Source organism: Macrococcus bovicus, from assembly GCF_030376725.1.
Taxonomy (GTDB): domain Bacteria; phylum Bacillota; class Bacilli; order Staphylococcales; family Staphylococcaceae; genus Macrococcus; species Macrococcus bovicus.
The window spans coordinates 1,800,468-1,826,169 of record NZ_CP128470.1; the positions used below are offsets into that span (position 1 = coordinate 1,800,468).

The 25,702-nt window shown below is 46.5% G+C and carries 25 protein-coding genes, 5 tRNA genes and 3 rRNA genes; 2 read left to right on the plus strand and 31 right to left on the minus strand.

From position 1 onward, the window contains the following. Positions 1–31: 31 nt before the first annotated feature. Entirely contained in the window at positions 32–844 is an 813-nt protein-coding gene (locus QSV55_RS09810; protein WP_289650058.1) for an LPXTG cell wall anchor domain-containing protein, read from the minus strand. A gap of 187 nt (positions 845–1,031) precedes the next feature. Here QSV55_RS09810 and QSV55_RS09815 point away from each other — a divergent pair, with 187 nt between their 5' ends. Beyond that, positions 1,032–1,883: a VOC family protein gene (locus tag QSV55_RS09815; RefSeq protein WP_289650059.1), complete on the plus strand. Its 852-nt coding sequence runs from the start codon at positions 1,032–1,034 to the stop codon at positions 1,881–1,883. An 82-nt stretch (positions 1,884–1,965) separates the two neighbouring features. On the opposite strand, the gene QSV55_RS09820 is transcribed toward QSV55_RS09815, so the two are convergent. The 5 genes from QSV55_RS09820 to QSV55_RS09840 all read right to left on the minus strand — a co-directional run bounded on the left by QSV55_RS09820 (position 1,966) and on the right by QSV55_RS09840 (position 5,383). Continuing rightward, positions 1,966–2,682 (minus strand): MurR/RpiR family transcriptional regulator, encoded by a 717-nt coding sequence (locus tag QSV55_RS09820; protein ID WP_289650060.1) that lies wholly within the window; start codon positions 2,680–2,682, stop codon positions 1,966–1,968. 27 nt (positions 2,683–2,709) lie between these two features. Further along, positions 2,710–3,609, minus strand: coding sequence for a GH32 C-terminal domain-containing protein (locus QSV55_RS09825; RefSeq protein ID WP_434784200.1), 900 nt, complete (start codon positions 3,607–3,609; stop codon positions 2,710–2,712). Between the two features lie 74 nt (positions 3,610–3,683). Then, entirely contained in the window at positions 3,684–4,442 is a 759-nt protein-coding gene (gene tatC / locus QSV55_RS09830) for a twin-arginine translocase subunit TatC (protein ID WP_289650062.1), read from the minus strand. Positions 4,443–4,503: 61 nt separating this feature from the next. Further along, positions 4,504–4,695, minus strand: coding sequence for a twin-arginine translocase TatA/TatE family subunit (gene tatA, locus QSV55_RS09835; RefSeq protein ID WP_133451893.1), 192 nt, complete (start codon positions 4,693–4,695; stop codon positions 4,504–4,506). Between the two features lie 10 nt (positions 4,696–4,705). Continuing rightward, the gene (locus tag QSV55_RS09840; protein WP_133451894.1) at positions 4,706–5,383 is read right to left on the minus strand and encodes a redox-sensing transcriptional repressor Rex; all 678 of its coding nucleotides are present in this window, start codon (positions 5,381–5,383) and stop codon (positions 4,706–4,708) included. Positions 5,384–5,480: 97 nt separating this feature from the next. Here QSV55_RS09840 and QSV55_RS09845 point away from each other — a divergent pair, with 97 nt between their 5' ends. After that, entirely contained in the window at positions 5,481–7,394 is a 1,914-nt protein-coding gene (locus QSV55_RS09845) for an ABC-F family ATP-binding cassette domain-containing protein (protein WP_289650063.1), read from the plus strand. 210 nt (positions 7,395–7,604) lie between these two features. On the opposite strand, the gene tsaD is transcribed toward QSV55_RS09845, so the two are convergent. The 25 genes from tsaD to QSV55_RS09970 all read right to left on the minus strand — a co-directional run bounded on the left by tsaD (position 7,605) and on the right by QSV55_RS09970 (position 25,686). After that, positions 7,605–8,603, minus strand: a complete 999-nt coding sequence (gene tsaD / locus QSV55_RS09850; protein WP_289650064.1) for a tRNA (adenosine(37)-N6)-threonylcarbamoyltransferase complex transferase subunit TsaD — start codon at positions 8,601–8,603, stop codon at positions 7,605–7,607. Next, complete coding sequence (rimI, locus tag QSV55_RS09855) at positions 8,596–9,024, minus strand: ribosomal protein S18-alanine N-acetyltransferase (RefSeq protein ID WP_133451906.1); 429 nt, start codon at positions 9,022–9,024, stop codon at positions 8,596–8,598. The genes tsaD and rimI overlap by 8 nt, the downstream gene beginning before the upstream one ends. An 11-nt stretch (positions 9,025–9,035) precedes the next feature. Further along, entirely contained in the window at positions 9,036–9,698 is a 663-nt protein-coding gene (tsaB, locus tag QSV55_RS09860) for a tRNA (adenosine(37)-N6)-threonylcarbamoyltransferase complex dimerization subunit type 1 TsaB (protein WP_289650065.1), read from the minus strand. Continuing rightward, the gene (gene tsaE / locus QSV55_RS09865; RefSeq protein ID WP_289650066.1) at positions 9,695–10,138 is read right to left on the minus strand and encodes a tRNA (adenosine(37)-N6)-threonylcarbamoyltransferase complex ATPase subunit type 1 TsaE; all 444 of its coding nucleotides are present in this window, start codon (positions 10,136–10,138) and stop codon (positions 9,695–9,697) included. The genes tsaB and tsaE overlap by 4 nt, the downstream gene beginning before the upstream one ends. An 87-nt stretch (positions 10,139–10,225) precedes the next feature. Beyond that, positions 10,226–10,340: ribosomal RNA gene (gene rrf / locus QSV55_RS09870) — 5S ribosomal RNA — on the minus strand. 80 nt (positions 10,341–10,420) lie between these two features. Further along, a 23S ribosomal RNA gene (locus tag QSV55_RS09875) occupies positions 10,421–13,342 on the minus strand. A gap of 135 nt (positions 13,343–13,477) precedes the next feature. Beyond that, a tRNA-Ala gene (locus QSV55_RS09880) sits at positions 13,478–13,553 on the minus strand. A 23-nt stretch (positions 13,554–13,576) separates the two neighbouring features. Beyond that, a tRNA-Ile gene (locus tag QSV55_RS09885) sits at positions 13,577–13,653 on the minus strand. Between the two features lie 88 nt (positions 13,654–13,741). Further along, positions 13,742–15,294 (minus strand): 16S ribosomal RNA (locus tag QSV55_RS09890). Together the 16S, 23S and 5S rRNA genes with 5 tRNA genes alongside form the textbook arrangement of a ribosomal RNA operon. 162 nt (positions 15,295–15,456) lie before the next feature. Continuing rightward, positions 15,457–15,530, minus strand: a tRNA-Gly gene (locus QSV55_RS09895). Positions 15,531–15,551: 21 nt separating this feature from the next. Then, positions 15,552–15,635: transfer RNA gene (locus QSV55_RS09900), tRNA-Leu, on the minus strand. 108 nt (positions 15,636–15,743) lie between these two features. Continuing rightward, positions 15,744–15,815: transfer RNA gene (locus tag QSV55_RS09905), tRNA-Glu, on the minus strand. Between the two features lie 80 nt (positions 15,816–15,895). Further along, the gene (locus QSV55_RS09910; protein WP_289650067.1) at positions 15,896–16,336 is read right to left on the minus strand and encodes a SprT family protein; all 441 of its coding nucleotides are present in this window, start codon (positions 16,334–16,336) and stop codon (positions 15,896–15,898) included. Beyond that, positions 16,333–18,477: a Tex family protein gene (locus QSV55_RS09915; RefSeq protein ID WP_289650068.1), complete on the minus strand. Its 2,145-nt coding sequence runs from the start codon at positions 18,475–18,477 to the stop codon at positions 16,333–16,335. The genes QSV55_RS09910 and QSV55_RS09915 overlap by 4 nt, the downstream gene beginning before the upstream one ends. Before the next feature lie 62 nt (positions 18,478–18,539). Continuing rightward, complete coding sequence (gene sigB / locus QSV55_RS09920; RefSeq protein WP_133452084.1) at positions 18,540–19,316, minus strand: RNA polymerase sigma factor SigB; 777 nt, start codon at positions 19,314–19,316, stop codon at positions 18,540–18,542. Beyond that, positions 19,291–19,764, minus strand: coding sequence for an anti-sigma B factor RsbW (gene rsbW / locus QSV55_RS09925; RefSeq protein WP_133452083.1), 474 nt, complete (start codon positions 19,762–19,764; stop codon positions 19,291–19,293). The genes sigB and rsbW overlap by 26 nt, the downstream gene beginning before the upstream one ends. Position 19,765: 1 nt before the next feature. Further along, positions 19,766–20,089 (minus strand): anti-sigma factor antagonist, encoded by a 324-nt coding sequence (locus QSV55_RS09930; RefSeq protein WP_133452082.1) that lies wholly within the window; start codon positions 20,087–20,089, stop codon positions 19,766–19,768. An 88-nt stretch (positions 20,090–20,177) separates the two neighbouring features. Continuing rightward, positions 20,178–21,176, minus strand: coding sequence for a SpoIIE family protein phosphatase (locus QSV55_RS09935; protein WP_289651073.1), 999 nt, complete (start codon positions 21,174–21,176; stop codon positions 20,178–20,180). A gap of 75 nt (positions 21,177–21,251) precedes the next feature. After that, complete coding sequence (locus QSV55_RS09940) at positions 21,252–21,593, minus strand: type II toxin-antitoxin system PemK/MazF family toxin (protein WP_133452080.1); 342 nt, start codon at positions 21,591–21,593, stop codon at positions 21,252–21,254. Continuing rightward, a complete protein-coding gene (locus QSV55_RS09945) occupies positions 21,594–21,737 on the minus strand; it encodes a hypothetical protein (protein WP_165983752.1) in 144 nt (47 codons plus the stop codon). Between the two features lie 59 nt (positions 21,738–21,796). After that, entirely contained in the window at positions 21,797–22,927 is a 1,131-nt protein-coding gene (gene alr / locus QSV55_RS09950) for an alanine racemase (RefSeq protein ID WP_289650069.1), read from the minus strand. 13 nt (positions 22,928–22,940) lie between these two features. Then, entirely contained in the window at positions 22,941–23,288 is a 348-nt protein-coding gene (gene acpS / locus QSV55_RS09955) for a holo-ACP synthase (RefSeq protein WP_289650070.1), read from the minus strand. After that, positions 23,285–23,758 (minus strand): PH domain-containing protein, encoded by a 474-nt coding sequence (locus QSV55_RS09960; RefSeq protein ID WP_289650071.1) that lies wholly within the window; start codon positions 23,756–23,758, stop codon positions 23,285–23,287. Before QSV55_RS09960 ends, acpS begins: the two co-directional genes overlap by 4 nt. Continuing rightward, entirely contained in the window at positions 23,745–25,217 is a 1,473-nt protein-coding gene (locus QSV55_RS09965; protein ID WP_289650072.1) for a PH domain-containing protein, read from the minus strand. Before QSV55_RS09965 ends, QSV55_RS09960 begins: the two co-directional genes overlap by 14 nt. Beyond that, the gene (locus QSV55_RS09970; RefSeq protein WP_289650073.1) at positions 25,210–25,686 is read right to left on the minus strand and encodes a PH domain-containing protein; all 477 of its coding nucleotides are present in this window, start codon (positions 25,684–25,686) and stop codon (positions 25,210–25,212) included. The genes QSV55_RS09965 and QSV55_RS09970 overlap by 8 nt, the downstream gene beginning before the upstream one ends. Between the last annotated feature and the right edge of the window lie 16 nt (positions 25,687–25,702).

A 25,702-nucleotide genomic window follows, 5' to 3' on the forward strand; every position in this document is an offset into this window, starting at 1 on the left:
CCTTATGTCGATATGACATAAGGGTTTTTTATCAGGCTTTAAAACGTGAAAACACTAAAAGTGATATGCCGCTCAGCATCAGCAGAATCACAGCAAAGTAAGATTTTTCTTCACCGGTTTCAGGGAGAAGATGAAGCGGCTTTTTATCTTCTTGCGGTTTAAGCTTTTGGGTTAAAATATCATTGATCCGCTTATCCAGGGCACGATAGAATTTCTCGGCTGATTCAGGGTGAAAACGTCCGACTTTAACCGCTCTTGCAGGCTCATCATCTGCTTCCGGCTGAATATCTGTCTGCGGTTCAACCGCATCCGCTACTTCCGGATTCTGGGCAGCTGATGGTGTTGATTGATTTTGAGAGATAGAAGGTGCCGGCGTCAACGGCGGCTGATTCATCGATGGCTGATTCGTCGGCGGTTGTTCTGTTGTGATGACTTCAGATGACGGGCGCTCTGATAGCGGCACTTGCGTCACAGGAGCCTGGACCGTCGGCGCTTCAGTTCTCGGCGTTTCCGTTGTAGGCATCTCTATTATAGGGAGTTCCGTTCTAGGTCTCTCTGTCTTAGGCATTTCTGTTACCGGTATCTCTGTCTTAGGCGTCTCTGTCTTGGGCATCTCTGTACTTGGCAGTTCAGTTGTCGGTATCTCTGTTGACGGGACGTCTGTCTGCGGGGCATCTGTCTTAGGCATCTCTGTCGTCACGGGTTGTGCCGGCATTTCTGCTGAAATAATTTCTATCGTTTCATCAGCACTATTTTCTCCGATGGGTTCAGCCGCATCAGCGTTATCTGTCCCTACATGAGCGAGTGTCAGCATCATAGTCGTTGTTAAAAATAGTTTACGCATGAGTGTTCCTCCATATTTCTGTTAACCCCTATTATATAGAAAGAAGTGTATAATAACTATTAGTGCTCCACAATGTTATCAAGTCTTAATAAAATATATCTCTCTGCAATGTAAAATAATATTTGCGTATTGATTTGCAATAGATATAATAATTATATCAGATATAAAAAATATATGGAGGTACACGATGGAATCAAAATTTTTCAGCCATGATACCCACATGGGTGCTGTTCATCTGAATGTCAACTTTCTGGATAACAGCATCCGCTTCTATCATGAAATATTAGGGCTGGCTATCTTCGAACAGAATGCGACCTATACAGTATTAGGTCTTGGCGGGCGCCCGCTCGTCTATCTGTACGAAACACGGACACCTCGCACAACTGGTCAGGCAGGGCTGTTTCACATGGCATTTCTTGTCCCCTCTCGTACAGAACTCGGGAATATCTTCAATCATTTAATCAAGATGCAGTATCCTCTGGCAGGTGCAAGTGACCACGACGTGTCAGAAGCTATCTATCTTCAAGATCCGGAAGGCAACGGTATTGAAATCTACCGCGATCGTCCAGCTGCTGAATGGGCTTTCCAGGATAACGGTCATGTCGTCATGGGAACAACCGAAATGGATTACCAGGGTGTCCTAGATGCGAATGACGGCAAACCCTTCACGGGTCTGCATCCTGATACTATTATGGGGCATGTCCATCTATCCGTGAAAGATATCCCTTCTTCCATTGCTTTCTATGAAGATGTCTTCGGTATGGATGTCATGCAGTTATATGGTCCGCAGGCCGCATTCATGAGCGCAGCAGGCTACCATCACCATTTAGGTCTGAACACATGGCAGCATGCCCAGCTGTCACCTGCACTCGATGCACCGGGACTGAGAAAATTTGAGATCAATATCCCGAATACGGAAGACTTTGACTATTTCAGACAGCAGTTAGCCGCTAAAGGTCTGCAGACAGAAAAAGACGGCAGCTCAGAAATCTTGCGTGATCCGAATGGTATCGCCATTCGTGTCATGTACGCAAAATAAAATCACAGCGTTCGACCGGCAGCTGATACCCCAGCCGTTCATCATAGAATAACAAAAGCGAAACCTTGTCAGGTTTCGCTTTTTATTGAGCCTGTAAATGACAGAGCTTCCTATACAGGACATCCATAACCGCCTGATACAATAGATGTCGTGTCCTTATGTCTTCATAGGAAATCTGCAGGTGACAATATGTGCCGGCCGATCTCTGATGGCTAATCAGAATAATCTGATGTTCAGCTAAAGGTGCACCTGCTTGACGTTCCCCTATGATGACAGTCACGTTGTAATAATCAGCTAGCTTGAGATAGCGCTCATCGGTCAGAACGATGTCACATGCAATCCCTAACTCTGCCAGCCTCGAGCTGAAGTCGAGCGCGGGAGCCTGCTCGTCTTCCTGACAGATGATCAGCAGCCGCCTTGCTTCATGAATGATTTGAGCGGCCTGTTCAATCTGCGTGGTATCAAGTAGGCGTGCCGTCCGCTTCAATGCTTCATGCAGAGCGCTGAATGTCTGATGTAGCAGCATGGCAGTTGAATCCGTACTTTGAAGGGCCTGCACCTGCTCGAGCATGTGCACATCTCTCATCAGCGCAAGCTTCATTTCACGGAGACCACTGAAACCGATGCGCTGGCTGAAGCGCACTAATGCAGATTCACTGACTCCGGCCTGCTCAGCAAGCGCTCGTCCGGATAACGTCGCAAAATCCAGCGGGCTTTCTTTGATCAGTGCAGCGATTCTTTTCTCGACAGGCGACAACAGGTGTTCAATAGACTGAAGCTGATTCAGAACAACCGGCATGCTTATCACTCTTCTCTTTCAGGATCGTCAGACATCCTGCTTTTCGATATCATATTTCGTAAATTTCAGATAGACCTGTCCGGATTCAGTGGATGTTCTGATGCCGGTCGCACTGTCAGAAGGGAAGATGCGCGAAGTCATCACTTTCTCACCGTCGTTCAGAAAAATCTCGATGCTCGTCTGATCGACAAAGGCATGAATCTTCTGTAAAGGCGTCTCTAGAATGACTGAACGTGTGAAATCCTGGCTGTTCGTGGTCAGCAGACCGCTGTCAAAACGATCCAATGTGAATTTGCGGGCCGCGTGATTATAAATCAGCCTGGTCGCCTCCCGTCTGGATACACGCAGTTCGATATAAAATTCAGTTGATTCATTCTCCAGAATATCGATAATCAGTTCGTAGCAGTCACCTTCATAGGGATGCAGACGGATATCATGCTTCATCGCATAGCCTTCTGCTGTTTCAGGTTCACCACGTAATCGCTCAAGCAAAGGATGCGGACGTTGTCGAGTCTTACCTTCTTCAATTGAGATCAGACGAGGCACAGTGAAACATGGCTCACTGCCGCCTATCCAACCGACCAGTATCTGTTCACCCTCGGGCCCTTGCGTCAGCTGCGGGGCATCAAAATCAAAACCATCGTCCCACTTCTGCTCCATCTTGCAGTCACGCTCATCCGAATCACTCATTATCACGACCGGCCCATGCGTCACAAAGCGGATGAGGTCCGGGGAAGAAATATGATACCAGTATTTAAGTCCACGTGCCGGCAACCATTCATAGAAAAGATGATAGAGGCCGTCATGATAAACAAAGCCGGCAGGTTTCTTCAACGAGCCTGCTGAAGGCTGAATATGAAAATGCTGACGTCCCTTTTTATCTGCTTCTGCATAGCGTTCTTCTCTCAACCATTCCACTTGACGCACTCCCTTATCGCTTGTTCAATTACTTTAAAATATAACATCGACAGCTAAAAAAAACCATCTCATAATCAGATGGTTTAATCTTCTTTCAGTTCTTCTTCCACTAATTTCTGTTCACCTTTTAGATACATACGGTAGCCAACGTGACTGATCTGAATACTGATCTCATATAAGATGACCATAGGCAATACAAAGATGACATAAGTCATGACATCAGGTGGCGCGATAATCGCTGCGATGACCATCAGGAAGAAGTAAGCGTATTTACGGTTCTTCTTCAGGAAAGCAGGTGTCACAATCCCGAGCCGCGTCAGAAAGAGCAGCAGGATGGGCAGCTGGAAAACAAAACCGAACGGAATCGTAAACTTCAGCAGCTCATTAAAATACTCTCTGACCCCGATAATCTGCTTGACGCCCATTTCACTCGCCAGACCGATGGTAAAGTGGATCATATAAGGGAATATGATAAAGTAGCTGAAGGTAAGACCCGCTACAAATAAAATAAAACTGACCGGAATATAACTCAGCGTCGCCCGTCGTTCCTGCGGATGCAGGCCGGGCGAGATAAATGCCCATAACTGATAGAGGATGACAGGCGATATCAGCAGCACTGCTATCAGCATAATGACGCTGATATAGATGGATAATGGATCCGTCACCTTAAAATAGTGCAGCGTGATTTCAGCAGGTACATCATCTTTCGTTAAAAATCGTGTGACCGGCTTGCCGAAATAAAAACCGACCACAATGCCGCCCATCAGAAAGTAAGCGACAATCATCAGACGTCTTCTAAGCTCGTCTAAATGCTCGACTATCGTTAATTCATCTTTATTCATCTGAAGGTCTTCCCTCCTCATAACAAAAGCGACAGTGACTGTCGCTTTTTTCAATCATTCATTATTTACGTACGTCATCTTTATCATGATCTTTCATGATACCGTCTGTCGCATCTTTGAATTCCTTGAGCGAAGAACCCATTGCACGGCCAAATTCAGGCAGTTTCTTTGGTCCGAAGATAATGAGTGCAACCACGCCTAGAAATAATAAAATAGCAGGTGATGCAAAACCTAATGTATTAGCATACAGCATACTGTACCTCCTAGTGGTTTTTCATAAAGAATATAAGAGACTGGAGTTCTACACCTAAATCGATATGGTGTACCTGGACATCTGATGGAACATTTAAGCGCTCCGGTGTAAAGTTTAATATACCTTTTATTCCGGCTTTTGTCACTCTATTTGCTATCTCCTGACCGATTTTCCCGGGCACAGTGAGAATGACAACTTCTATCCCCAGCTTCTCGATGACTTCTTCAAAATCGTCCATATGCTGAACATAAATTTCCCCTATTTTCTCACCGACCACGTTCGGGGCGATATCAAATGCTGCTTCAATCTGCATACGGTCGCTGATCGAGAAATTATAATTGACGAGTGCATGACCGAGATGGCCGATCCCGATGATCGCTACTTTCGTCATCGTATCCTGCTGCAAGGTGGTTTTAAAGAAATTCAGTAAATATTCTACGTTATAGCCATATCCTTTTTTACCAAGTTCACCGAAATAAGAGAAATCTCTTCTGATGGTGGCTGAGTCGATCTTCAATCCTTCACTCAGTTCCTTTGAAGAGACACGATCCACTTTCGCACTATGCAGTGTATTGACAAACCGGTAATAAAGGGGCAGGCGCTTTAATGTCGCTTTCGGAATTTTAACCTCAGCTTTTGGCACACTGTTCACCTTCTTATCATAATTGTGACCTTTTTCACAGTACATAAATTATACCATGTCTGACCGTAACTGACTATGTGAAATTCAGTCCTTTTATTTCATGTCATCCGGCAATCATGTAGAATATAAATGAGGTGAAAACATGATCTTATTACAGGCAAGCCAACTGAATAAATCATTCGGCGGAGAAGATATCTTCACCGATGTCAAACTAGAAATAAAAACAAATGACCGGATTGCTATTGTCGGACGTAACGGCGCCGGGAAAACGACGCTGATGAAAATCCTGGCAGGCGCTGAAGGTTACGATAGCGGTCATCTGATGCGTGCCAAGAACATCAATATCGGTTACCTGACCCAGCAGATGACGCTCGATGCTGAAGGAACAGTCTACGAAGCGATGCTGAAGCCTTTCAGTCATCTACAGGACATGGAACGAAGACTGACAGGTATCACGACTTATCTTGCTGAAGAAAGTGATAAGGCTGGTACAGAGGAATACGCTGACAAGCTGGCTGAACTTGAGAAACTGCAGCTGCAGTTCGAAAATGCGGGCGGCTATCAGTATGAACATAAAATCAAGACGGTTCTGACGGGACTGAACTTCAGTCCGGCTGATTTCGACCAGAAGATTGATTATTTCTCAGGGGGTCAGAAGACCAGACTTGCACTTGCTGAGATGCTGATCCGCGAGCCGGATCTGCTGATGCTGGATGAGCCGACCAACCATCTGGACATGGAAACAACAGCCTGGCTTGAAAACTATTTGACGACCTATCAGGGTGCAATCGTCGTCATCTCCCACGACCGCTACTTCCTGGATAAAGTTGTCAACATCGTCTACGATGTGGCTCTCGGGCGTGTCATGCGTTATGTAGGCAACTATTCCAGATTCCTGGCTCAGAGAGATGCCTTCTACGAGAAGATGTCTGCTGAATATGAACGTCAGCAGGCAGAGATCGAACGTCTGGAGACTTTCGTCCAGAAGAATATCACCCGTGCCTCTACGAGCGGGATGGCGAAAAGCCGTCGTAAAATACTGGAGAAGATGACCCGTATTGAAGCACCTAAACTCGATGACCATTCTGTCAACCTGCAGTTTAATATCGACCGTGAATCAGGCAACGATGTGCTGGCGGTAAAAGAGCTGGAGGTAGGGTACGAGCGTCCTATCACCGCCCCTATCACATTCGATGTCAAGAAACAGGATGCCATCGCGGTCATCGGTCCTAACGGTATCGGTAAGACCACCTTGATCAAGACGATTGCCAAGAGGCTTGAAAAACTGGGCGGCGATATTAAGTACGGGGCCAATGTCTCAATCGGTTACTATGACCAGAAGCAGGCAGAATTCAAATCATCGAACACGGTTCTTGAAGAACTGTGGCAGTATTATCCTGAGATGCAGGAGAAAGATGTCAGAGCTGTACTCGGCCGCTTCCTGTTTGTACAGGATGACGTCAAGAAAATCATCAATGATCTGTCAGGTGGCGAGAAAGCCCGTCTGCAGCTCGCAAAACTGAGCCTTGAGAATAATAATGTCCTGATTCTTGATGAGCCGACCAACCATCTGGATATTGATGCGAAGGAAATTCTGGAACAGGCCCTGATGACTTATCCCGGCACGATTCTTTTTGTGTCACATGACCGTTTCTTTATCAATCAGATTGCGACAAAAGTCCTGAACATCACACATGCAGGTGCGAGTCTCTTCCTGGGTGATTATACTTATTTCATCGAAAAAGAAGAGGAGCGTCTGGCACATGAAGCTTATCAGGCCGTCGAAGAGGAAACAACGAAACCGCAGCAGACTGACTATGCAGAAAATAAAGCGCAAAGAAAAGAACGCCGCAAAATAGAGCGGGCACTTCAGCAGCTGGAAGAGAATATAGAGGTATACGAAGCACGTATTCAGGCGGTGGAACTTGAACTAACTCAGCCTGATGTATTCAACGATTCACAGCGCAGTTACGAACTGCATCAGGAGCTGGTGGCACTGCAGGATAAACTGGAAGCCGCTATGGAAGAATGGGCTGAACTCGAAGAAGCAGATTAAATCTGCTTCTTTTTCTATTCACAGAGTTATACACAGTCGAAACAGCATAATAACAATAATCCACAAAGTTATTAGACTTATCCACAGAATATAGATGATTTATGTTGTTTATTTTTGTGTAAAATGGCCTCTAGACAAAATGTTATCCACAATCAGTTAACAACTTGTGTACAAGTACATATGTTCGCATCCATCAAAAAACGCCTGATTTTATAAATCAAGCGTGCTTTTTCCATTTAAATTGAGTTCTGCTCTGATATTGTTGACCGCATAATAGTAGGCGGCGGCTCCAATCATCGCTGCATTATCTGTACAGAGCTGTAAGGGCGGAATATGAAGATGAACATTGCGCTGCTTTGCCATCTCCTCAAGTCTTGATCTTAAACCACGGTTCGCTGCCACACCGCCACAGACAATCAGCTCATCAATATGATATTCCTCTAAAGCTTGGAACGTCTTCTCTGTCAGCACATCAATGACACTAGCCTGAAAGCTTGCTGCTACATCTTCAGGCGGTACTGTCTCCCCCTTCTGTGCTTTATTGTGCAGGGTATTGATGACGGCACTCTTCAGACCACTGAAACTAAAATCATAGCCCTCAAGCACGGGACGAGGGAAATTCAGTGTGTCCTGTCCTTCAGCCGCAAGCCGGTCGACATGCGGTCCCCCCGGATAAGGCAGGTTGATAGTACGTGCCACTTTGTCGTAGGCTTCACCCACTGCATCGTCCCTTGTCTCACCGATGACTTCAAAGTTCAGATGATCGCGCATAATGACGAGCTCAGTATGACCACCTGAAACAATCAATGCCAGCAGCGGAAACTTAAGCGGTTCTTCTATATGATTCGCATAAATATGCCCGGCAATATGATGGACCGGAATGAGCGGCTTCTGATGGCTCAATGCCAGTGCTTTAGCCGCATTGATGCCGACAAGAAGCGCACCGATAAGCCCAGGACCTTCCGTCACTGCCACTGCATCGATATCATCCATCGTCATATCAGCGACCTGCAGGGCATCCGCTATCACTGTGGTGATATTCTCGACATGATGACGGCTCGCAACTTCAGGTACGACCCCACCAAAGCGCTTATGCGACTCGATCTGACTGTTCACACTGTTACTCAACACTTCACGGCCATTTCTGACCACACTGACAGCCGTCTCATCACAGCTTGTTTCTATTGCTAATATTGTCATATCATTCATTTCTTAACCTCACCCACATCACTTTTGCATCCTGGCCGGCACCATAATAATCACGGCGGAGTCCGCCATATGAAAAGCCCATCTTCTCATAAAGTGCTCTAGCCACTGCATTTTCCTCTCTGACTTCAAGACTCATCATCTCACAAGTCAGTCTAGCATAGTTCATGACGTATTCTAATAAGATTTTGGATAAGCCTATGCCACGCTTATCTTCACGTATGGCAACGGTCGTAATCTGTGCCTGGTCTATGACAATCCACATACCTAGATAACCGATTATCTCCTCTTCTACTTCCATCACAAAATAGTGACCAAATTCATTTTTCTCCACTTCATGATAAAAAGCATCGATGGTCCAGGTCCCGGATGGAAAACTGCGTTGCTCTATTTCGTGAACAGCGGGAACATCTTCTACTGTCATCTTTCTGATTGTTATGCCTGGTTGTTCAGCCAATTGCGTTCCGCCTCCGTCATTCTTAAATAAGTCGGCTCAAACTCGTGGACAGCTTGTGGATTTTCAAAATCCGCAATGCGTCGCATCTCAGCACTACGCGGGATACAATAGAACACCGGCCCTTTAAGCTTCTCCTTCAACTTGATGGCATCCATTCCTATAAAGAGATAAGGCATGTGCTGCTGTTTTAAATAATGATTAAGATCTTCAATCGTCATGTAACGGTCTTCTTCAACCTGTTCCACTGTCGTTCCTTTAAAACGATATACACCACTGTAGACTGCGTCTCTTCTTGCATCAATCACAGGTACCAGCAGGAATTCATGCAGTCTGACAGTCGCTGCAAGTGCTTTAAGGGAAGACACACTGTACAGTGGGATATCCAGCGTATAGGCAAGTGTCTTAGCCGTAGTGACCCCTATTCGCAGACCGGTATATGAGCCAGGTCCTGCGCTGACAATGATGCCTTCAAGGTCTTTCATTTCCAGGTCAGCATGTTTCATGACCATCTCAATCGTCGGCATTAAAGTAACGGAATGATTGATTTTTTTGGCACTGTTGAATTCAGCCAGGACCTCTATGCCGTCTGTCACACTGACCGATAAAGGCTGATTCGCTGTATCAATATTGAGTAATCTCACGATAAGACCTCCAGTATAGTTTCATAGCGCTTTCCCGTCGCTGTCAGAATCACTTCTCTGCTTGAATCAGATGTTCTGTTAATCTCAATCGTCATATAGCTCTCAGGCAGAAACTCTTCTATCATCTGCGGCCATTCAATCAGCGTAACACCTTCGTTATAAAAATAATCATCGAACCCAAGGTCTTCCTCCGACTCTTCAAGACGGTAGCAGTCCATATGATGAAAAGGCAGACGCCCTTGATATGATTTGATAATATTAAAGGTGGGAGAATTAATCGTTCGAGTCACACCCAGTGCTTTACCGAAGAACTGACTAAAGGTCGTTTTGCCCGCACCGAGGTCTCCCTTTAACAAGTAGACATCGTTTGCCTGTGCCTGAGCCGCAAGACTTGAAGCCAGCTTTTCCATGTCTTCTAATGAATCTATTATGATATGCATACTTTCACCCTCGCTTCTATATCATTCCTATCTATTATACTAAAAAAGAATATAAAAAAAAGAGACCTGACAGGTCTCTTTCTATTTGCCCGGCAACGTCCTACTCTCGCGGAACGTAAGTCCAACTACCATCGGCGCTAGAGAGCTTAACTTCTGTGTTCGGTATGGGAACAGGTGTGACCTCTCTGCCATCATCACCAGACAGGGTGAGAATATTGTACTCTCAAAACTAGATAAGCAAGGAAGAAGAAACCAGGCAAAGCCGGCCAAAAAATCTGATAATTGATTAAGTCTTCGATCGATTAGTATTCGTCAGCTCCACACATTACTGCGCTTCCACCTCGAACCTATTGACCTCATCATCTTTGAGGGATCTTATAACCGAAGTTGGGAAATCTCATCTTGAGGGGGGCTTCATGCTTAGATGCTTTCAGCACTTATCCCGTCCATACATAGCTACCCAGCTATGCCGCTGGCGCGACAACTGGTACACCAGAGGTATGTCCATCCCGGTCCTCTCGTACTAAGGACAGCTCCTCTCAAATTTCCTACGCCCACGACGGATAGGGACCGAACTGTCTCACGACGTTCTGAACCCAGCTCGCGTACCGCTTTAATGGGCGAACAGCCCAACCCTTGGGACCGACTACAGCCCCAGGATGCGATGAGCCGACATCGAGGTGCCAAACCTCCCCGTCGATGTGAACTCTTGGGGGAGATAAGCCTGTTATCCCCGGGGTAGCTTTTATCCGTTGAGCGATGGCCCTTCCATGCGGAACCACCGGATCACTAAGTCCGTCTTTCGACCCTGCTCGACTTGTAGGTCTCGCAGTCAAGCTCCCTTGTGCCTTTACACTCTGCGAATGATTTCCAACCATTCTGAGGGAACCTTTGAGCGCCTCCGTTACTCTTTAGGAGGCGACCGCCCCAGTCAAACTGCCCGCCTGACACTGTCTCCCGCCACGATAAGTGGCGCGGGTTAGAAAGTCAACACAGCCAGGGTAGTATCCCACCAGCGCCTCCACGTAAGCTGACGCTCACGCTTCAAAGGCTCCTACCTATCCTGTACAAGCTGTGCCGAATTTCAATATCAGGCTGCAGTAAAGCTCCACGGGGTCTTTCCGTCCTGTCGCGGGTAACCTGCATCTTCACAGGTACTATGATTTCACCGAGTCTCTCGTTGAGACAGTGCCCAAATCGTTACGCCTTTCGTGCGGGTCGGAACTTACCCGACAAGGAATTTCGCTACCTTAGGACCGTTATAGTTACGGCCGCCGTTTACTGGGGCTTCAATTCGTAGCTTCGCAGATGCTAACCACTCCTTTTAACCTTCCAGCACCGGGCAGGCGTCAGCCCCTATACGTCACCTTACGGTTTTGCAGAGACCTGTGTTTTTGATAAACAGTCGCTTGGGCCTATTCACTGCGGCTCTTCAGGGCTTGCACCCTAAAAAGCACCCCTTCTCCCGAAGTTACGGGGTCATTTTGCCGAGTTCCTTAACGAGAGTTCGCTCGCTCACCTTAGAATTCTCATCTTGACTACCTGTGTCGGTTTGCGGTACGGGCACCTGATCTCTAACTAGAGGCTTTTCTTGGCAGTGTGAAATCGACGACTTCGCTACTTAATTTCGCTCCGCATCACATCCTGACCTTAAGAGTACCGGATTTGCCTGATACTCAGTCTCAATGCTTGCACGTACATAACCAACAGTACGATCGCCTATCCTTCTGCGTCCCCCCATCGTTCAAACAATCTCAGGTGGTACAGGAATATCTACCTGTTATCCATCGCCTACGCCTGTCGGCCTCGGCTTAGGTCCCGACTAACCCAGAGCGGACGAGCCTTCCTCTGGAAACCTTAGTCAATCGGTGGACGGGATTCTCACCCGTCTTTCGCTACTCACTCCGGCATTCTCACTTCCAAGCGCTCCACATGTCCTTACGGTCATGCTTCGACGCCCTTGGAACGCTCTCCTACCATTGTCCTAAGGACAATCCACAGCTTCGGTAATATGTTTAGCCCCGGTACATTTTCGGCGCAGCGTCACTCGACTAGTGAGCTATTACGCACTCTTTAAATGATGGCTGCTTCTAAGCCAACATCCTAGTTGTCTGGGCAACGCCACATCCTTTTCCACTTAACATATATTTTGGGACCTTAGCTGGTGGTCTGGGCTGTTTCCCTCTCGACTACGGACCTTATCACCCGCAGTCTGACTCCCGCACTAAATTATCTGGCATTCGGAGTTTGTCTGAATTCGGTAACCCGAGGGGGGCCCCTAGTCCAAACAGTGCTCTACCTCCAGTAATCATCATGCGAGGCTAGCCCTAAAGCTATTTCGGAGAGAACCAGCTATCTCCAGGTTCGATTGGAATTTCTCCGCTACCCACACCTCATCCGCTCACTTTTCAACGTAAGTCGGTTCGGTCCTCCATTCAGTGTTACCTGAACTTCAACCTGGACATGGGTAGATCACCTGGTTTCGGGTCTACGTCCTGATACTCATTCGCCCTGTTCAGACTCGCTTTCGCTGCGGCTCCGCATCCACTGCTTAACCTTGCATCAAAACGTAACTCGCCGGATCATTCTACAAAAGGCACGCCATCACCCATTAACGGGCTCTGACTACTTGTAAGCACACGGTTTCAGGTTCTATTTCACTCCCCTTCCGGGGTGCTTTTCACCTTTCCCTCACGGTACTGGTTCACTATCGGTCACTAGAGAGTATTTAGCCTTGGGAGATGGTCCTCCCGGATTCCGACGGAATTCCACGTGTTCCGCCGTACTCAGGATCCACTCAGGAGGGAACGACTTTTCGACTACAGGACCTTTACCTTCTCTGGTTGACTTTTCCAAAGTCATTCGTCTAAATCGTTCCTTTGTAACTCCGTATAGAGTGTCCTACAACCCCAGGATGCAAGCATCCTGGTTTGGGCTCTTCCCGTTTCGCTCGCCGCTACTCAGGGAATCGAGTTTTCTTTCTCTTCCTCCGGGTACTTAGATGTTTCAGTTCTCCGGGTGTGCCTTCTCATATGCTATGTATTCACATATGGATAGCATGACATGACTCATGCTGGGTTTCCCCATTCGGAAATCTCTGGATCAGTGCTTACTTACAGCTCCCCAGAGCATATCGTCGTTAGTAACGTCCTTCTTCGGCTTCTAGTGCCAAGGCATCCACCGTGCGCCCTTAATAACTTAATCTGTTATTAATAATGTGATGTCTGTATGAATACAGACGCGCGATTTTTTTGAGAATTCATTCAATGAACTCACTCGGTTTTGCTTGGTAAAATCTTTTCTTCTTGCTTTATCTAGTTTTCAAAGTACAATTTTAAATGGTGGAGACTAGCGGGATCGAACCGCTGACCTCCTGCGTGCAAAGCAGGCGCTCTCCCAGCTGAGCTAAGCCCCCAAAAAGGTATATTAAACTATCAATGGTGGGCCTAAATGGACTCGAACCATCGACCTCACGCTTATCAGGCGTGCGCTCTAACCAGCTGAGCTATAGGCCCATTTGAATGAATGAACATTCAAAACTGAATACAATATGTCAGACGTCATTCCGAAGGAATCAATATTCCTTTTCCGTATTATCCTTAGAAAGGAGGTGATCCAGCCGCACCTTCCGATACGGCTACCTTGTTACGACTTCACCCCAATCATCTGTCCCACCTTCGACGGCTAGCTCCTGTAAAGGTTACTCCACCGGCTTCGGGTGTTACAAACTCTCGTGGTGTGACGGGCGGTGTGTACAAGACCCGGGAACGTATTCACCGTAGCATGCTGATCTACGATTACTAGCGATTCCAGCTTCATGTAGTCGAGTTGCAGACTACAATCCGAACTGAGAATGGTTTTATGGGATTTGCTTGACCTCGCGGTTTTGCTGCCCTTTGTACCATCCATTGTAGCACGTGTGTAGCCCAAATCATAAGGGGCATGATGATTTGACGTCATCCCCACCTTCCTCCGGTTTGTCACCGGCAGTCTCTCTAGAGTGCCCAACTGAATGATGGCAACTAAAGATAAGGGTTGCGCTCGTTGCGGGACTTAACCCAACATCTCACGACACGAGCTGACGACAACCATGCACCACCTGTCACTCTGTCCCCCGAAGGGGAACGCTCTGTCTCCAGAGTTGTCAGAGGATGTCAAGATTTGGTAAGGTTCTTCGCGTTGCTTCGAATTAAACCACATGCTCCACCGCTTGTGCGGGTCCCCGTCAATTCCTTTGAGTTTCAGTCTTGCGACCGTACTCCCCAGGCGGAGTGCTTAATGCGTTAGCTGCAGCACTGAGGGGCGGAAACCCCCCAACACTTAGCACTCATCGTTTACGGCGTGGACTACCAGGGTATCTAATCCTGTTTGATCCCCACGCTTTCGCACCTCAGCGTCAGTTACAGACCAGAGAGCCGCCTTCGCCACTGGTGTTCCTCCATATCTCTGCGCATTTCACCGCTACACATGGAATTCCACTCTCCTCTTCTGCACTCAAGTCTCCCAGTTTCCAATGACCCTCCCCGGTTGAGCCGGGGGCTTTCACATCAGACTTAAGAAACCGCCTACGCGCGCTTTACGCCCAATAATTCCGGATAACGCTTGCCACCTACGTATTACCGCGGCTGCTGGCACGTAGTTAGCCGTGGCTTTCTGGTAAGGTACCGTCAAGGTACGTTCAGTTACTAACGTACTTGTTCTTCCCTTACAACAGAGTTTTACGATCCGAAGACCTTCTTCACTCACGCGGCGTTGCTCCGTCAGACTTTCGTCCATTGCGGAAGATTCCCTACTGCTGCCTCCCGTAGGAGTCTGGGCCGTGTCTCAGTCCCAGTGTGGCCGATCACCCTCTCAGGTCGGCTACGCATCGTCGCCTTGGTGAGCCGTTACCTCACCAACTAGCTAATGCGCCGCGGGTCCATCTGTAAGTGACAGCAAAACCGTCTTTCACTATTCCACCATGAGGTGGAAAATATTATCCGGTATTAGCTCCGGTTTCCCGAAGTTATCCCAGTCTTACAGGTAGGTTACCCACGTGTTACTCACCCGTCCGCCGCTGACTTCAGAGGTGCAAGCACCTCGTCTGTCCGCTCGACTTGCATGTATTAGGCACGCCGCCAGCGTTCATCCTGAGCCAGGATCAAACTCTCCATAAAAGTGTTTGATAAAGCTCTTTGATTGGTTGAGCCAATCACTCTTTAACATTGTACAAAATCGGCTAAGCGAGTTTGCAAATGCGACTAGCGATTAAAATCGCAGTCTTATTTGGAATTAACGTTGACATATTGTCATTCAGTTTTCAATGTTCATTTATTTAATGGAGCGGGTGATCGGAATCGAACCGACAACATCAGCTTGGAAGGCTGAGGTTTTACCACTAAACTACACCCGCATATAAAGTTTTAAAAAGTAGTGCGGTCGAGAGGAGTCGAACCTCCACGGGTATTACACCCACCAGATCCTTAGTCTGACGCGTCTGCCATTCCGCCACGACCGCTCGTTAGCAGATAACTTTTATATCGTCTTCTGTTTTAGCGACAAGATTTATTATATAACCTTCATATTTTAAAGTCAACACTTTTGTTTAACTTTTTTTAAAAGATTATGACCCCTACGGGATTCGAACCCGTGTTACCGCCGTGAAAGGGCGGTGTCTTAACCGCTTGACCAAGGGGCCTGTTGTTTTAGCAACGAATACTATCATAAAACGTTTCACAGCGGATGTCAATACTAAAAAAAAGAATTAGTCAGTTTTTTTTATTCACTGACTAATTCCAGTTTTCCACGGCATTTGCCGCACCTGTATTTCTCGGTGTTAATCCGTCTTTTACGCTGATAGAGCATGGTACACTGAGCGCAACGATAGATCAGGTAATGATCATCTGTAACAGGCGCACAGTATCTGGGAGCCCCTGTCTCATTGCAAAGTTTCCTGAAATCCCGGTCCCGATGTCTATAACCCTTTCCCTCCAGATGCAGATGATAGTGGCACAGTTCATGTTTGATGATACCTATTACTGCTTCTTCACCATGGACTGCTAACTGCTTAGGATTGATTTCGATATGATGACTGATAAGCATATAGCGCCCCCCTGTTGTTCTTAAGCGCCGGTTAAAATATGCCTGGTGTCTGAAGGGCCGGTGAAAAACTTCCTGTGATATTTTAATCACAAGCTCCTGCAGTTCGTTATCTGTCATTGAGGGTCTTTCATCGTCAGGCCTACTTTACCTTTTTCGACGTCTACTGTCTCCACCCAGACTTCCACTATATCGCCGACGCTGACGACATCTGTCGGATGCTTGACGAAGCGATCAGAAAGTTTGGAGATATGAACAAGACCGTCCTGTTTAACGCCGATATCTACAAAGGCACCGAAATCGACTACATTTCGAACTGTGCCGGATAGCTTCATGCCTTTCTTCAGGTCTTCCAGCGACAGGACGTCAGATTTCAGGAGTGGCACCTCATAATCGTCTCGCGGGTCGCGCCCGGGTGCAATCAGCGCTGTGATGATATCCTGCAATGTCATCTCCCCGATGCCGATAGCCCGCGCCATGTCAGCAGTATTGATTGTCTGCAGTTTAGCCTTAAGCGTATCGGTTCCGAGCTCATCAATATGACTATCCAACTGTTCGAGCAGCTGATAAGTGGCTTTGTAGCTCTCGGGGTGAATGGCAGTCTGGTCAAGCGGTTCTGAACCATCCATTATTCTCAGGAAACCGATGCTCTGCTCAAATGTCTTAGCACCTAAGCGAGGAATCCGGGCGATTTCCTTATGATGACGGATCGGCCCGTTCTCCTCCCGGTGTTTGATAATATTGTTGGCGACTGCTGTCGAAAGACCTGAAACGCGCTGCAGGAGCGGCAGAGAAGCGGTGTTGACATTGACACCGACCTGATTGACAGCTGTCTCTACGATAAAGGACAGCGATTCTGTCAGCGACTTCTGGTTGACATCGTGCTGATACTGGCCGACACCAATTGATTTCGGATCAATTTTTACGAGTTCACTGAGCGGGTCCTGGACGCGACGGCCGATTGACACCGCGCTTCGTTCCTCAACTTTGAAGTCAGGGAATTCCTGACGCGCCAGTTCGCTCGCTGAATAGACAGAGGCGCCAGCCTCATTGACAATTATGAACGCTGCCTTCAGCTGATGCTTTTTGATCATCTCTGCGACAAACTGCTCTGTTTCCCTGCTCGCTGTCCCGTTACCAATGGCAATGAGCTCAACCTGATAGCGGGTCACCATGTCTACAAAGATTTCTTCAGCCTCTGCCTTCTTATTGACCGGTGGATGTGGATACATGACCGACTTCGCTATAAATGTGCCGTACTCATTGATGACGGCGAGCTTGCAGCCCGTGCGGTAAGCGGGGTCAACACCAAGTATCACTCTCCCTTTCAGCGGAGGCTGCAGCAGTAAGTTTTTCAGGTTGACCGAGAATATCTCAATGGCCTGCGCTTCCGCTTTCGCTGTCAGTTCACTGCGGATTTCCCGTTCGATTGAAGGTAAAATCAGTCGTTTCAGACTATCAGTGATCACTTCGTCATACAGGGCATCATTCTGTGTCGTCTTTTTAACGAACTGCTTCTTGATATAACGCTCCTGACGTTCAAGGTCATGCTCGATAGAGACTTTGAGGATGCCTAATTCCTCCCCTCGATTGATGGCAAGGGTCCGATGAGGAACGACTTTACTGATGCGTTCACTGTAATCATAGTACATCTCAAAGACCTGCTTCTCGTCTTCTGCATTTTTCTTTTTCTGTGAGTGGATTTCACCGTAATCCTGTACAGACTTCAAGAGGGCTGCCCGGTATTTCGGATCATCTGCGATCACTTCCGCTACGATGTCCATCGCCCCTTTCACCGCCTCCTCCCACGTCTCCACTTCGTCGTTCAGATAACGTTCAGCTTCCGCGCGGCTGTCAAAGTCCTCAAACTTCAGCAGCTTATCAGCAAGCGGCCCTAGATTTTTACGCTTCGCTTCTGTCGCCCGGGTTTTCTTTTTCTGCTTGAACGGCCGGTATAGATCCTCTACACGCTGAAGTTTCGTCTGCTTCTGAATCTCTGTTCTCAGCTCTTCAGTCAGCAGTCCCTGTGCGTCAATGGATTTAATGACATCTTCTTTCCGTTTCTGCAGGGCTGCCATATAATTGTATTCGGTCTCAATCTCCTTGATCTCCACTTCATCAAGCCCGCCCGTCATCTCTTTTCTGTAACGGGCGATAAATGGGACGGTATTCTTCTCTTCCAGCAGATTAAGCACGGCTTCTATCTGTCCATTTTTATAAGGTAATTTCTCTATAATCAAATTGATGATTGCTTTCTCCATCTTCTCGCCTCCAGTCCCTATATTTTAACATAAAAAAAGACATATGCCTGTCCGGCATATGTCTAGTTCCCTTCCTGGGCAGCTTCTCTCAGCTTCTTGATAGCTGTGCGCTGAAGTCTTGATACGTGCATCTGACTGAGACCGACTTTCTCGCCTGTTTCCTTCTGGCTGAGACCTTCAATGAACGTGCATTGAATAATTTCTCTTTCACGGTCTGACAGAATCGGCAGGATTTTCGTTAAAATCATCCGCTTCTCAGTTAAATCGTAACCTTCCTCCTGCTGTCCCATCACATCAAGCAATGTGACAGTGGAGCCGTCCTTATCCGCTTCAATAGAATGATCGACACTGAGCGCGTTATAGCTCTGACCCATCTCCATGGCTTCCAGAACTTCCTCGTCCGTGACTTCAAGGTAATCAGCGATTTCCTTGATCTGGGGAGAACGCCCGAGCTGATTGGTCAGCTCATCCGTCGCTTTCTTGATTTTCGGTCCGATTTCCTTGATGCGACGCGGAACATGCACACTCCATGTCTTGTCACGTAAGTATCGTTTGATCTCACCGATGACAGTCGGCACAAGAAACGCCTCAAATTTCCTTTCAAAGGAAACATCAAAACGATTGATAGCACCGAGTAACCCGACCATCCCTACTTGAACCAGGTCTTCGTGATGACTCTGTCCTTTAGAATAGCGATAGGCAAGTGATTCCACGAGCTTCTTATAGTGTTCAACGAGTGTGGTCTGTGCCATTTCGTCCTTTGTTTCCTGATAAAGCTTGATCCAGGCATTGATCTGCTCTGGAGAAATGTCATTAAATGATGTTGACTCTCTCGCCATCAGGTTGCACCTGCTCTCCCGCTATATACTTAGTCATGCTGATTGTGACACCGGCATCTTTCTTCACGTTCACTTCATCCATCAGAGATTCAATCAGGAACAGCCCAAGCCCTCCTTCGCGAATAAAATCAACGTTCTCATCTTCTTTATAAGGACCCAGTTCTGATTTCGTCTTCTCATAATCAAAGCTCTGCCCTGAATCTGATACAATGACTTCGACTTTCTCATCAAAGATGACATAACCGACTAATACATCACCTTTTACTTCACCTTTGTAAGCATGCTTGATAGCATTAGTGACGGCTTCAGAAACAGCGATTTTTGAATCTTCGATATCGTCATATGAAGCGCCTGCTCTGTTCAGGATACCTGATAATGTCAGACGGACAAGTCCCACATATTCAGCTGAAGCCGGAAAACGCATCTCTACATAATCATAGTTCGTCATATTAAACCTCCGTCTCCGCATTCACGTGCATGAGTTCTTTTAAGCCTGTAATATCGAATAATCGTTCGATACGGCTGTTAGCCCCTAACACATAAAGTTCATGATTATGTTTATTGAGCTCTTTTAATGTTCCGACGAATAAGCCGAGACCTGTTGAATCCATGTAGCTGACATCTGAAATATTCAGGTGGATGTCATGCGTCCCTTTCTGGTGTAAAGGCTGGAGAACAGCAAGCAGTTCAGGTGCTGTATAAACGTCCAGTTCTCCTGCGACTTTGATTTCATAAAATGTATCATGTTCGATGGTCTCAATATTCAAGTTCATTCCATACACTCCTAGTTACCCTATAATTTTGTCCCATTTATATACATAAAATTCAATTTAAAATACCCTTTATCTGAATCGCTAAACATTAATTCACTCTTTTGATAAGAAGAATCGTCAGATCGTCGCGCTTTTTAGGGTCCTGGATCTTGATCAGTTCCTCATAGACCACTTGCACGATATCCTGCGGATGCAGATGTTTGTATGTTCTGATCAGTTCAAGTAAATCGTCAGTGCGAACAAACTCTCCTGACAGGCGCCGGATTTCTGACAGACCGTCTGTAAACACCAGGATCATATCACCCACATTGATATCATGTTCTTCCTGATCATAGCGCGTCGTTGGATTGACGCCTAAAACGATGCCGCGTGCACCCATCTCTTCAAAGCTGTCCGTCTTTTCGCGGTAGATATAGCCTGGTTCGTGTCCCGCGGAACTATAATAGAACTTGCTGCTGATTTCTTCATATAATCCGTAGAACATCGTCACGAACATATTCTGATTGACATTCTTCTCCACAACACGATTAAGCCGTTTTAATCCATCACTCGGCAGCTGTGAGTGTCCATATGAGTCCATACCGAATTTGATCATACTCATGGCAAGAGCAGCCGGAATTCCTTTACCGATGACATCTGCGACAGCGAAACTCATAGTGCCGTCGTGATGATCGATCAAGTTGTAATAGTCGCCGTTTACGCGCTGGGCCGGCACACTGATCGCACCGATTTCAATGCTGTTCAGTTTAGGAATCTTCGTCTTCAGCATCATCGACTGCAGACTGGCTGCAATGTCCATCTCTTTATCATGTGCTTCCATCTTTTTGACCAGTGATTTGTAGTCGCGGTAAGAGAAGCCAAATCCGATAATCATCTCCAGTAATACATCCATCGACAGCTTCATCTCTTCAGCGGTCAGTTCTTTTTCAAGTGTTAAATCTTTATGTAAGGAAACAATTTCTTCCGGAGATATGTCGTTTTCAATCGCTTCAAAGCTCAGGTTCTGAAGGCCATCCAGATCCTGTTCATTTTTTGATTCGATATAACGATCCAATATTTTTTCGTAATTAACGACAAGTTCATCTATATGATTCATTCCATTTGCCTCCTTTCCAACTAAAAAGACTTTAGTCATCCTAAAGTCTATGCTAGCACTTTTAATTCATTGAGAGAGTCCAAGGCTGATGGCCAGCGCCTGATTCACTTCACTCATTTTTTCTTCAGAGAGAACTGTCAGCTTTTCAATCAGTCGATTTTTATCAATCGTTCTGATCTGTTCAAGCAATATCACCGAATCCTTATCCAGATGATGGTTGGTCTTGCCGATCTCCACATGGGTCGGGATCCGTGCTTTATTGATTTTCGCTGTGATTGCAGCCACGATGACTGTCGGACTGTATTTATTCCCGACATCATTCTGAATAATGACAACAGGACGCTTACCGCCTTGTTCCGAGCCTTTGACAGGTGACAGGTCAGCCAGAAAGACTTCGCCGCGCCTCATTTACTCACCATCATCAGCTAAATCGTACATTTCACTCTTTTCACACACTTCACTTTCAAGATCGAATTGCTCATAAGAAATGATTAAATTAAGTTCAGCCATGGATTCATAGCCTTCAGCTAATAATTGATCAAATTTCTTCATGATTAACCTCCTCAGTAAATCAACATTATCATATCAAACGCATATAAAAAAAACTACTTTTATTTTAACAATGTATTCTTCACTGTTGATTGTTCATCTGTATGATAAACACGCGGCAGCCTCTGTCCAAGATTACAGAGCACTTCATAGCTGATTGTTGACTGCTTCTCCTCTACTTTTTCCATCGATTGACGCGTCCCTGGCTGATGATCAATAATGATCACTTCATCTCCCAGTCTCACTCTATCCGATACACGGACCATCGTCTGATCCATACAGATACGGCCGACTATCGGTGCATCTTCCTCTCCCACTCTGACTGCATAGCCCGACATCGAGCGCAGAAGTCCGTCAGCATAGCCGATAGGAAGAGTCGCAATGCGCTCATCCTGTTCTGCTTCATAATGACTGCCATACCCGATTTTTGTACCGGCCGGCACGTCTTTAATGAAGTTGATGGCACTCGTCAGCTGCATGACCGGCTTCAAGTTCACAGTTGTCACTGTCTTGATGAAAGCTGATGGATAATAGCCATACATTGCAATGCCTAATCTAACAGCTGTACAATCAGTCATATCATACCGGAGGGCAGCAGCTGAATTCTGGCTATGAATATAGCGCGGCTTGTCAAAGTCATTTACTATATCCATAAATGCCTCATGCGCCTTTTCAGCAGAATCATCATCCATGTCCGCACAGCTGAAATGAGTATAAACACCTTCGAATTCGAGCAGTTCATTCTGCTTCAGGCGTGATAACACACGCCCATATTCTTCTTTGTCACGTATCCCAATACGATTCATGCCAGTATCTAATTTCACATGGACAGTCAGTACACTATCCAGATGATGAAGGACTTCTTCCAGCCAGACTTCATCCGGTACAGTGACCGTGATATCTGAAGCGGCAGCCCGCTTGACATCTTCCGGCCTGATGATACCTAAGACGAGTATCTGTCCGTTAATATGGTTTTGCCGCAGCTCAAGTGCTTCATCCAGTGTCGCTACCGCGAAGAAGTCAACACCTTGTTTGCTGAGATGTTCAGCAACAGTCACCGCACCCATGCCATACGCATTGGCCTTGATGACCGCAATTGTTTTCTTATCCGGATGCAGACCGGCCACAGCCTGGTAGTTATCATATAAATCATCTAAATTGATGTGGAGCACACTTTGACGATAATAATTCATTATTATCCCCCTCTTACTTTTCCTCTATTATAACGAATGCAGTCGCCACTGTGTGAGAATGTGCGATTGAAACATGCACTTTATAATCCGCATCCATTATATAAGGCTTGCCCCGCTCATCATTGAGACAGCAAATATCGTTAAAACGAAAATGCTGACCGATACCAGTGCCATACGCTTTAGCATAAGCTTCTTTGACAGCAAAACGGCCCGCTATAAAAGAAATCTGTCTGTCCTCATGGCTGAATGCTTCAAATATCTTGATTTCTTCAGGGTGCAGGATACGTCTGATGAACTTGTCAGACATCAGTCTGCTGATCCGTTCAATTTCAATCACATCGGTTCCTATTCCTACTATCATCTGCCTGCCCCCTCTAAACGATTGACTGCTTCGTCAATCACTTTCTTAATCTGGTCTGCTTCCGTACTATTGATCAGTTCAATCCGCGCCGCGCCGCCCGCTGTTGTGACCTCGACACTTTTCAGGTTGAAGCGCTTCATAATCGGACCCACTTGTGTTTCAACATTCTGGATACGGACAAACGGAATGATTGTCTCACGTTTGATGAAGATGCCTGCACATGTGAGGAGCTCTGTTTCACCCACTTGATATTCATGCGTCCGGTAGGCAATACGGGGCTCTATCAGGATGAACCAGACCATCTGAACAACAATCAATGCCCCTGACAGCAGCACAGCCATGAACGGTATCCAGTCAAAAAAGAAATATCTGACAGCTATCAACACAGCTAATAACATGAGCAGAAGCCCTGTCCAGATGGCATTCGCTATACGCCATACTTTCACAGCAGAACTATCAGCTTTCTTCATATTGTCTGACCTCCTTCTCTATAAACCAGTCATAAATACGTTCTGCATCTGTTCTTTCCACTAGTTTAAGTGATGCATCCGTAAAAAGCGAACCTGCTGAGACACGCAGCACAATAGAAGCAAGTCGTGCATTTTCCAGGAAATAATGATCAGTAACGTGGATACTGATCAGCCGGTCTTCTTTCAGATGGTAGATCGAACTGGCAAAGAGTCCAGTCTCACGGACGGTTATCTGATCATCTTGAATCACATAACCTGAATAACGGTACCGCATCCAGCCGGCAATAAACGTCAGAATCAGCAGAACGATTCCGATCATCCATGCCTGGTTGAAAAAATAATACTGCACAAGCGCTGTGGCAATGATAATCACTAACCAGTGCCACTGGATATAACGTCTTAACGAGCGTCTAGGGATGACGCGGTCCACTTCATTATAATAATAATCCGGAACAAGCTGCGCCATCACCGCCAGTCCTTCCTTACGTTTAATGAAAGGCAGGACTTCAATCTGCCCGAGGACATTCTCATCTTCTGATTCCAGTGCCGCATCACTCGTAATCGTTACCCGGAAGCTTGTATAACCGAGCCACTGTCTAAGAAAGGACTTCTTCTCCTCTACTGCCTGAATCTGTTTGACGATGACAATACGTTCCTTGACTTCAAAGAGACCATACCGGATTCTCAGACGTTCTCCGTCATAAGTCAGTTCGTAATTAAAGTATTTCAGTGCAGTGACAAAGATACCGGTGATATAGCTCAGCAGCAGAGCCATCATCACGAGGAGGGCTATTGAGGAAAAGCTCGAACCGATTTCCTGCTGTATCGGAGCCAACCGGTCACTGATATGGAGAATTTCATCGACTTGTGAGTACAGCCCGAAGACAACCGCAAGTACTGTCCCCATCGCCCCGCTCGTCACACTCATCAGCATGATATCTTTTAATTGCAGCCGGTAATAGGATTCAAAGGCTGACGCCTGATGGACCTCCTCTACAGCATCACCCAGATTGTTTTTGCGAGTTTCAAGATAATGGGTCAGCTCATCTGCCGCCTGTTTCGAGATGCTGTCCAGTTTAACACCGTCACCCGGTGTCTTAATATCCAGGATCACCCCTCCGAATAGCTGATTGACGATGTTACGCGTCGTTTCAACTGACTGAATACGCGCGATATAGAATTCCTTCGTAGAGACTGAAAGAATGCCGTTTTTAACAAATAATTTATCATCTGAGATCCAGTATGTGGTCGTCAGCGCTTCAATTATCCCCAGTACAATACTGACGACAGCGAAAATAAGCAGGATGCCCGGAAAAATCAGGTCACCGATATCATTCAGATTAAAGCCATTCTTCAAGAAAAGAAAACCGGCGAGAACGACTGTCAGGACATTATCTTTGACGGATTTGAATATCTTTGAAAGATAGGTGATAGGATGCAGGCGTTTAGGCTCAGACATAACTGCTCACCTCCTTGATCCGTTCTGTAATCAGTCTGGCGATATGAAGTGCCGTCTCTTCATCAACATAAGGCAGCGCAACAGATTCCCCGCTGGTGATGACATTGACTTTAGACAAGCGGAGGCGCTTTGCAATCGGTCCTGTACTGATCATGACGTACTGCACGCGGTCCATCGGAATAACCGAGCGCTTATGCCAGAATAGACCTTGTGACAGTTCAATCGAGACCTGATTGACTCTATAGGCTGAATAGCGATAACTGACAGCGGGCGCTATCAATGCGAAGAGAAACATCAGAACAGGACAGATATAAATAACAAGCAGCTGATCATACCAGTCCCAGTGAATAATAGCGTAGTGAATACCAGAGGCGATGAGTAAGAGCAGTGCTGACATCATCAGATAATGATACATTTTGAGTTGTTTCACCTGTGAGGGCTGTTTAATCATTTCAGTTGTAGAACGCATGGCAAACCTCCTCTTT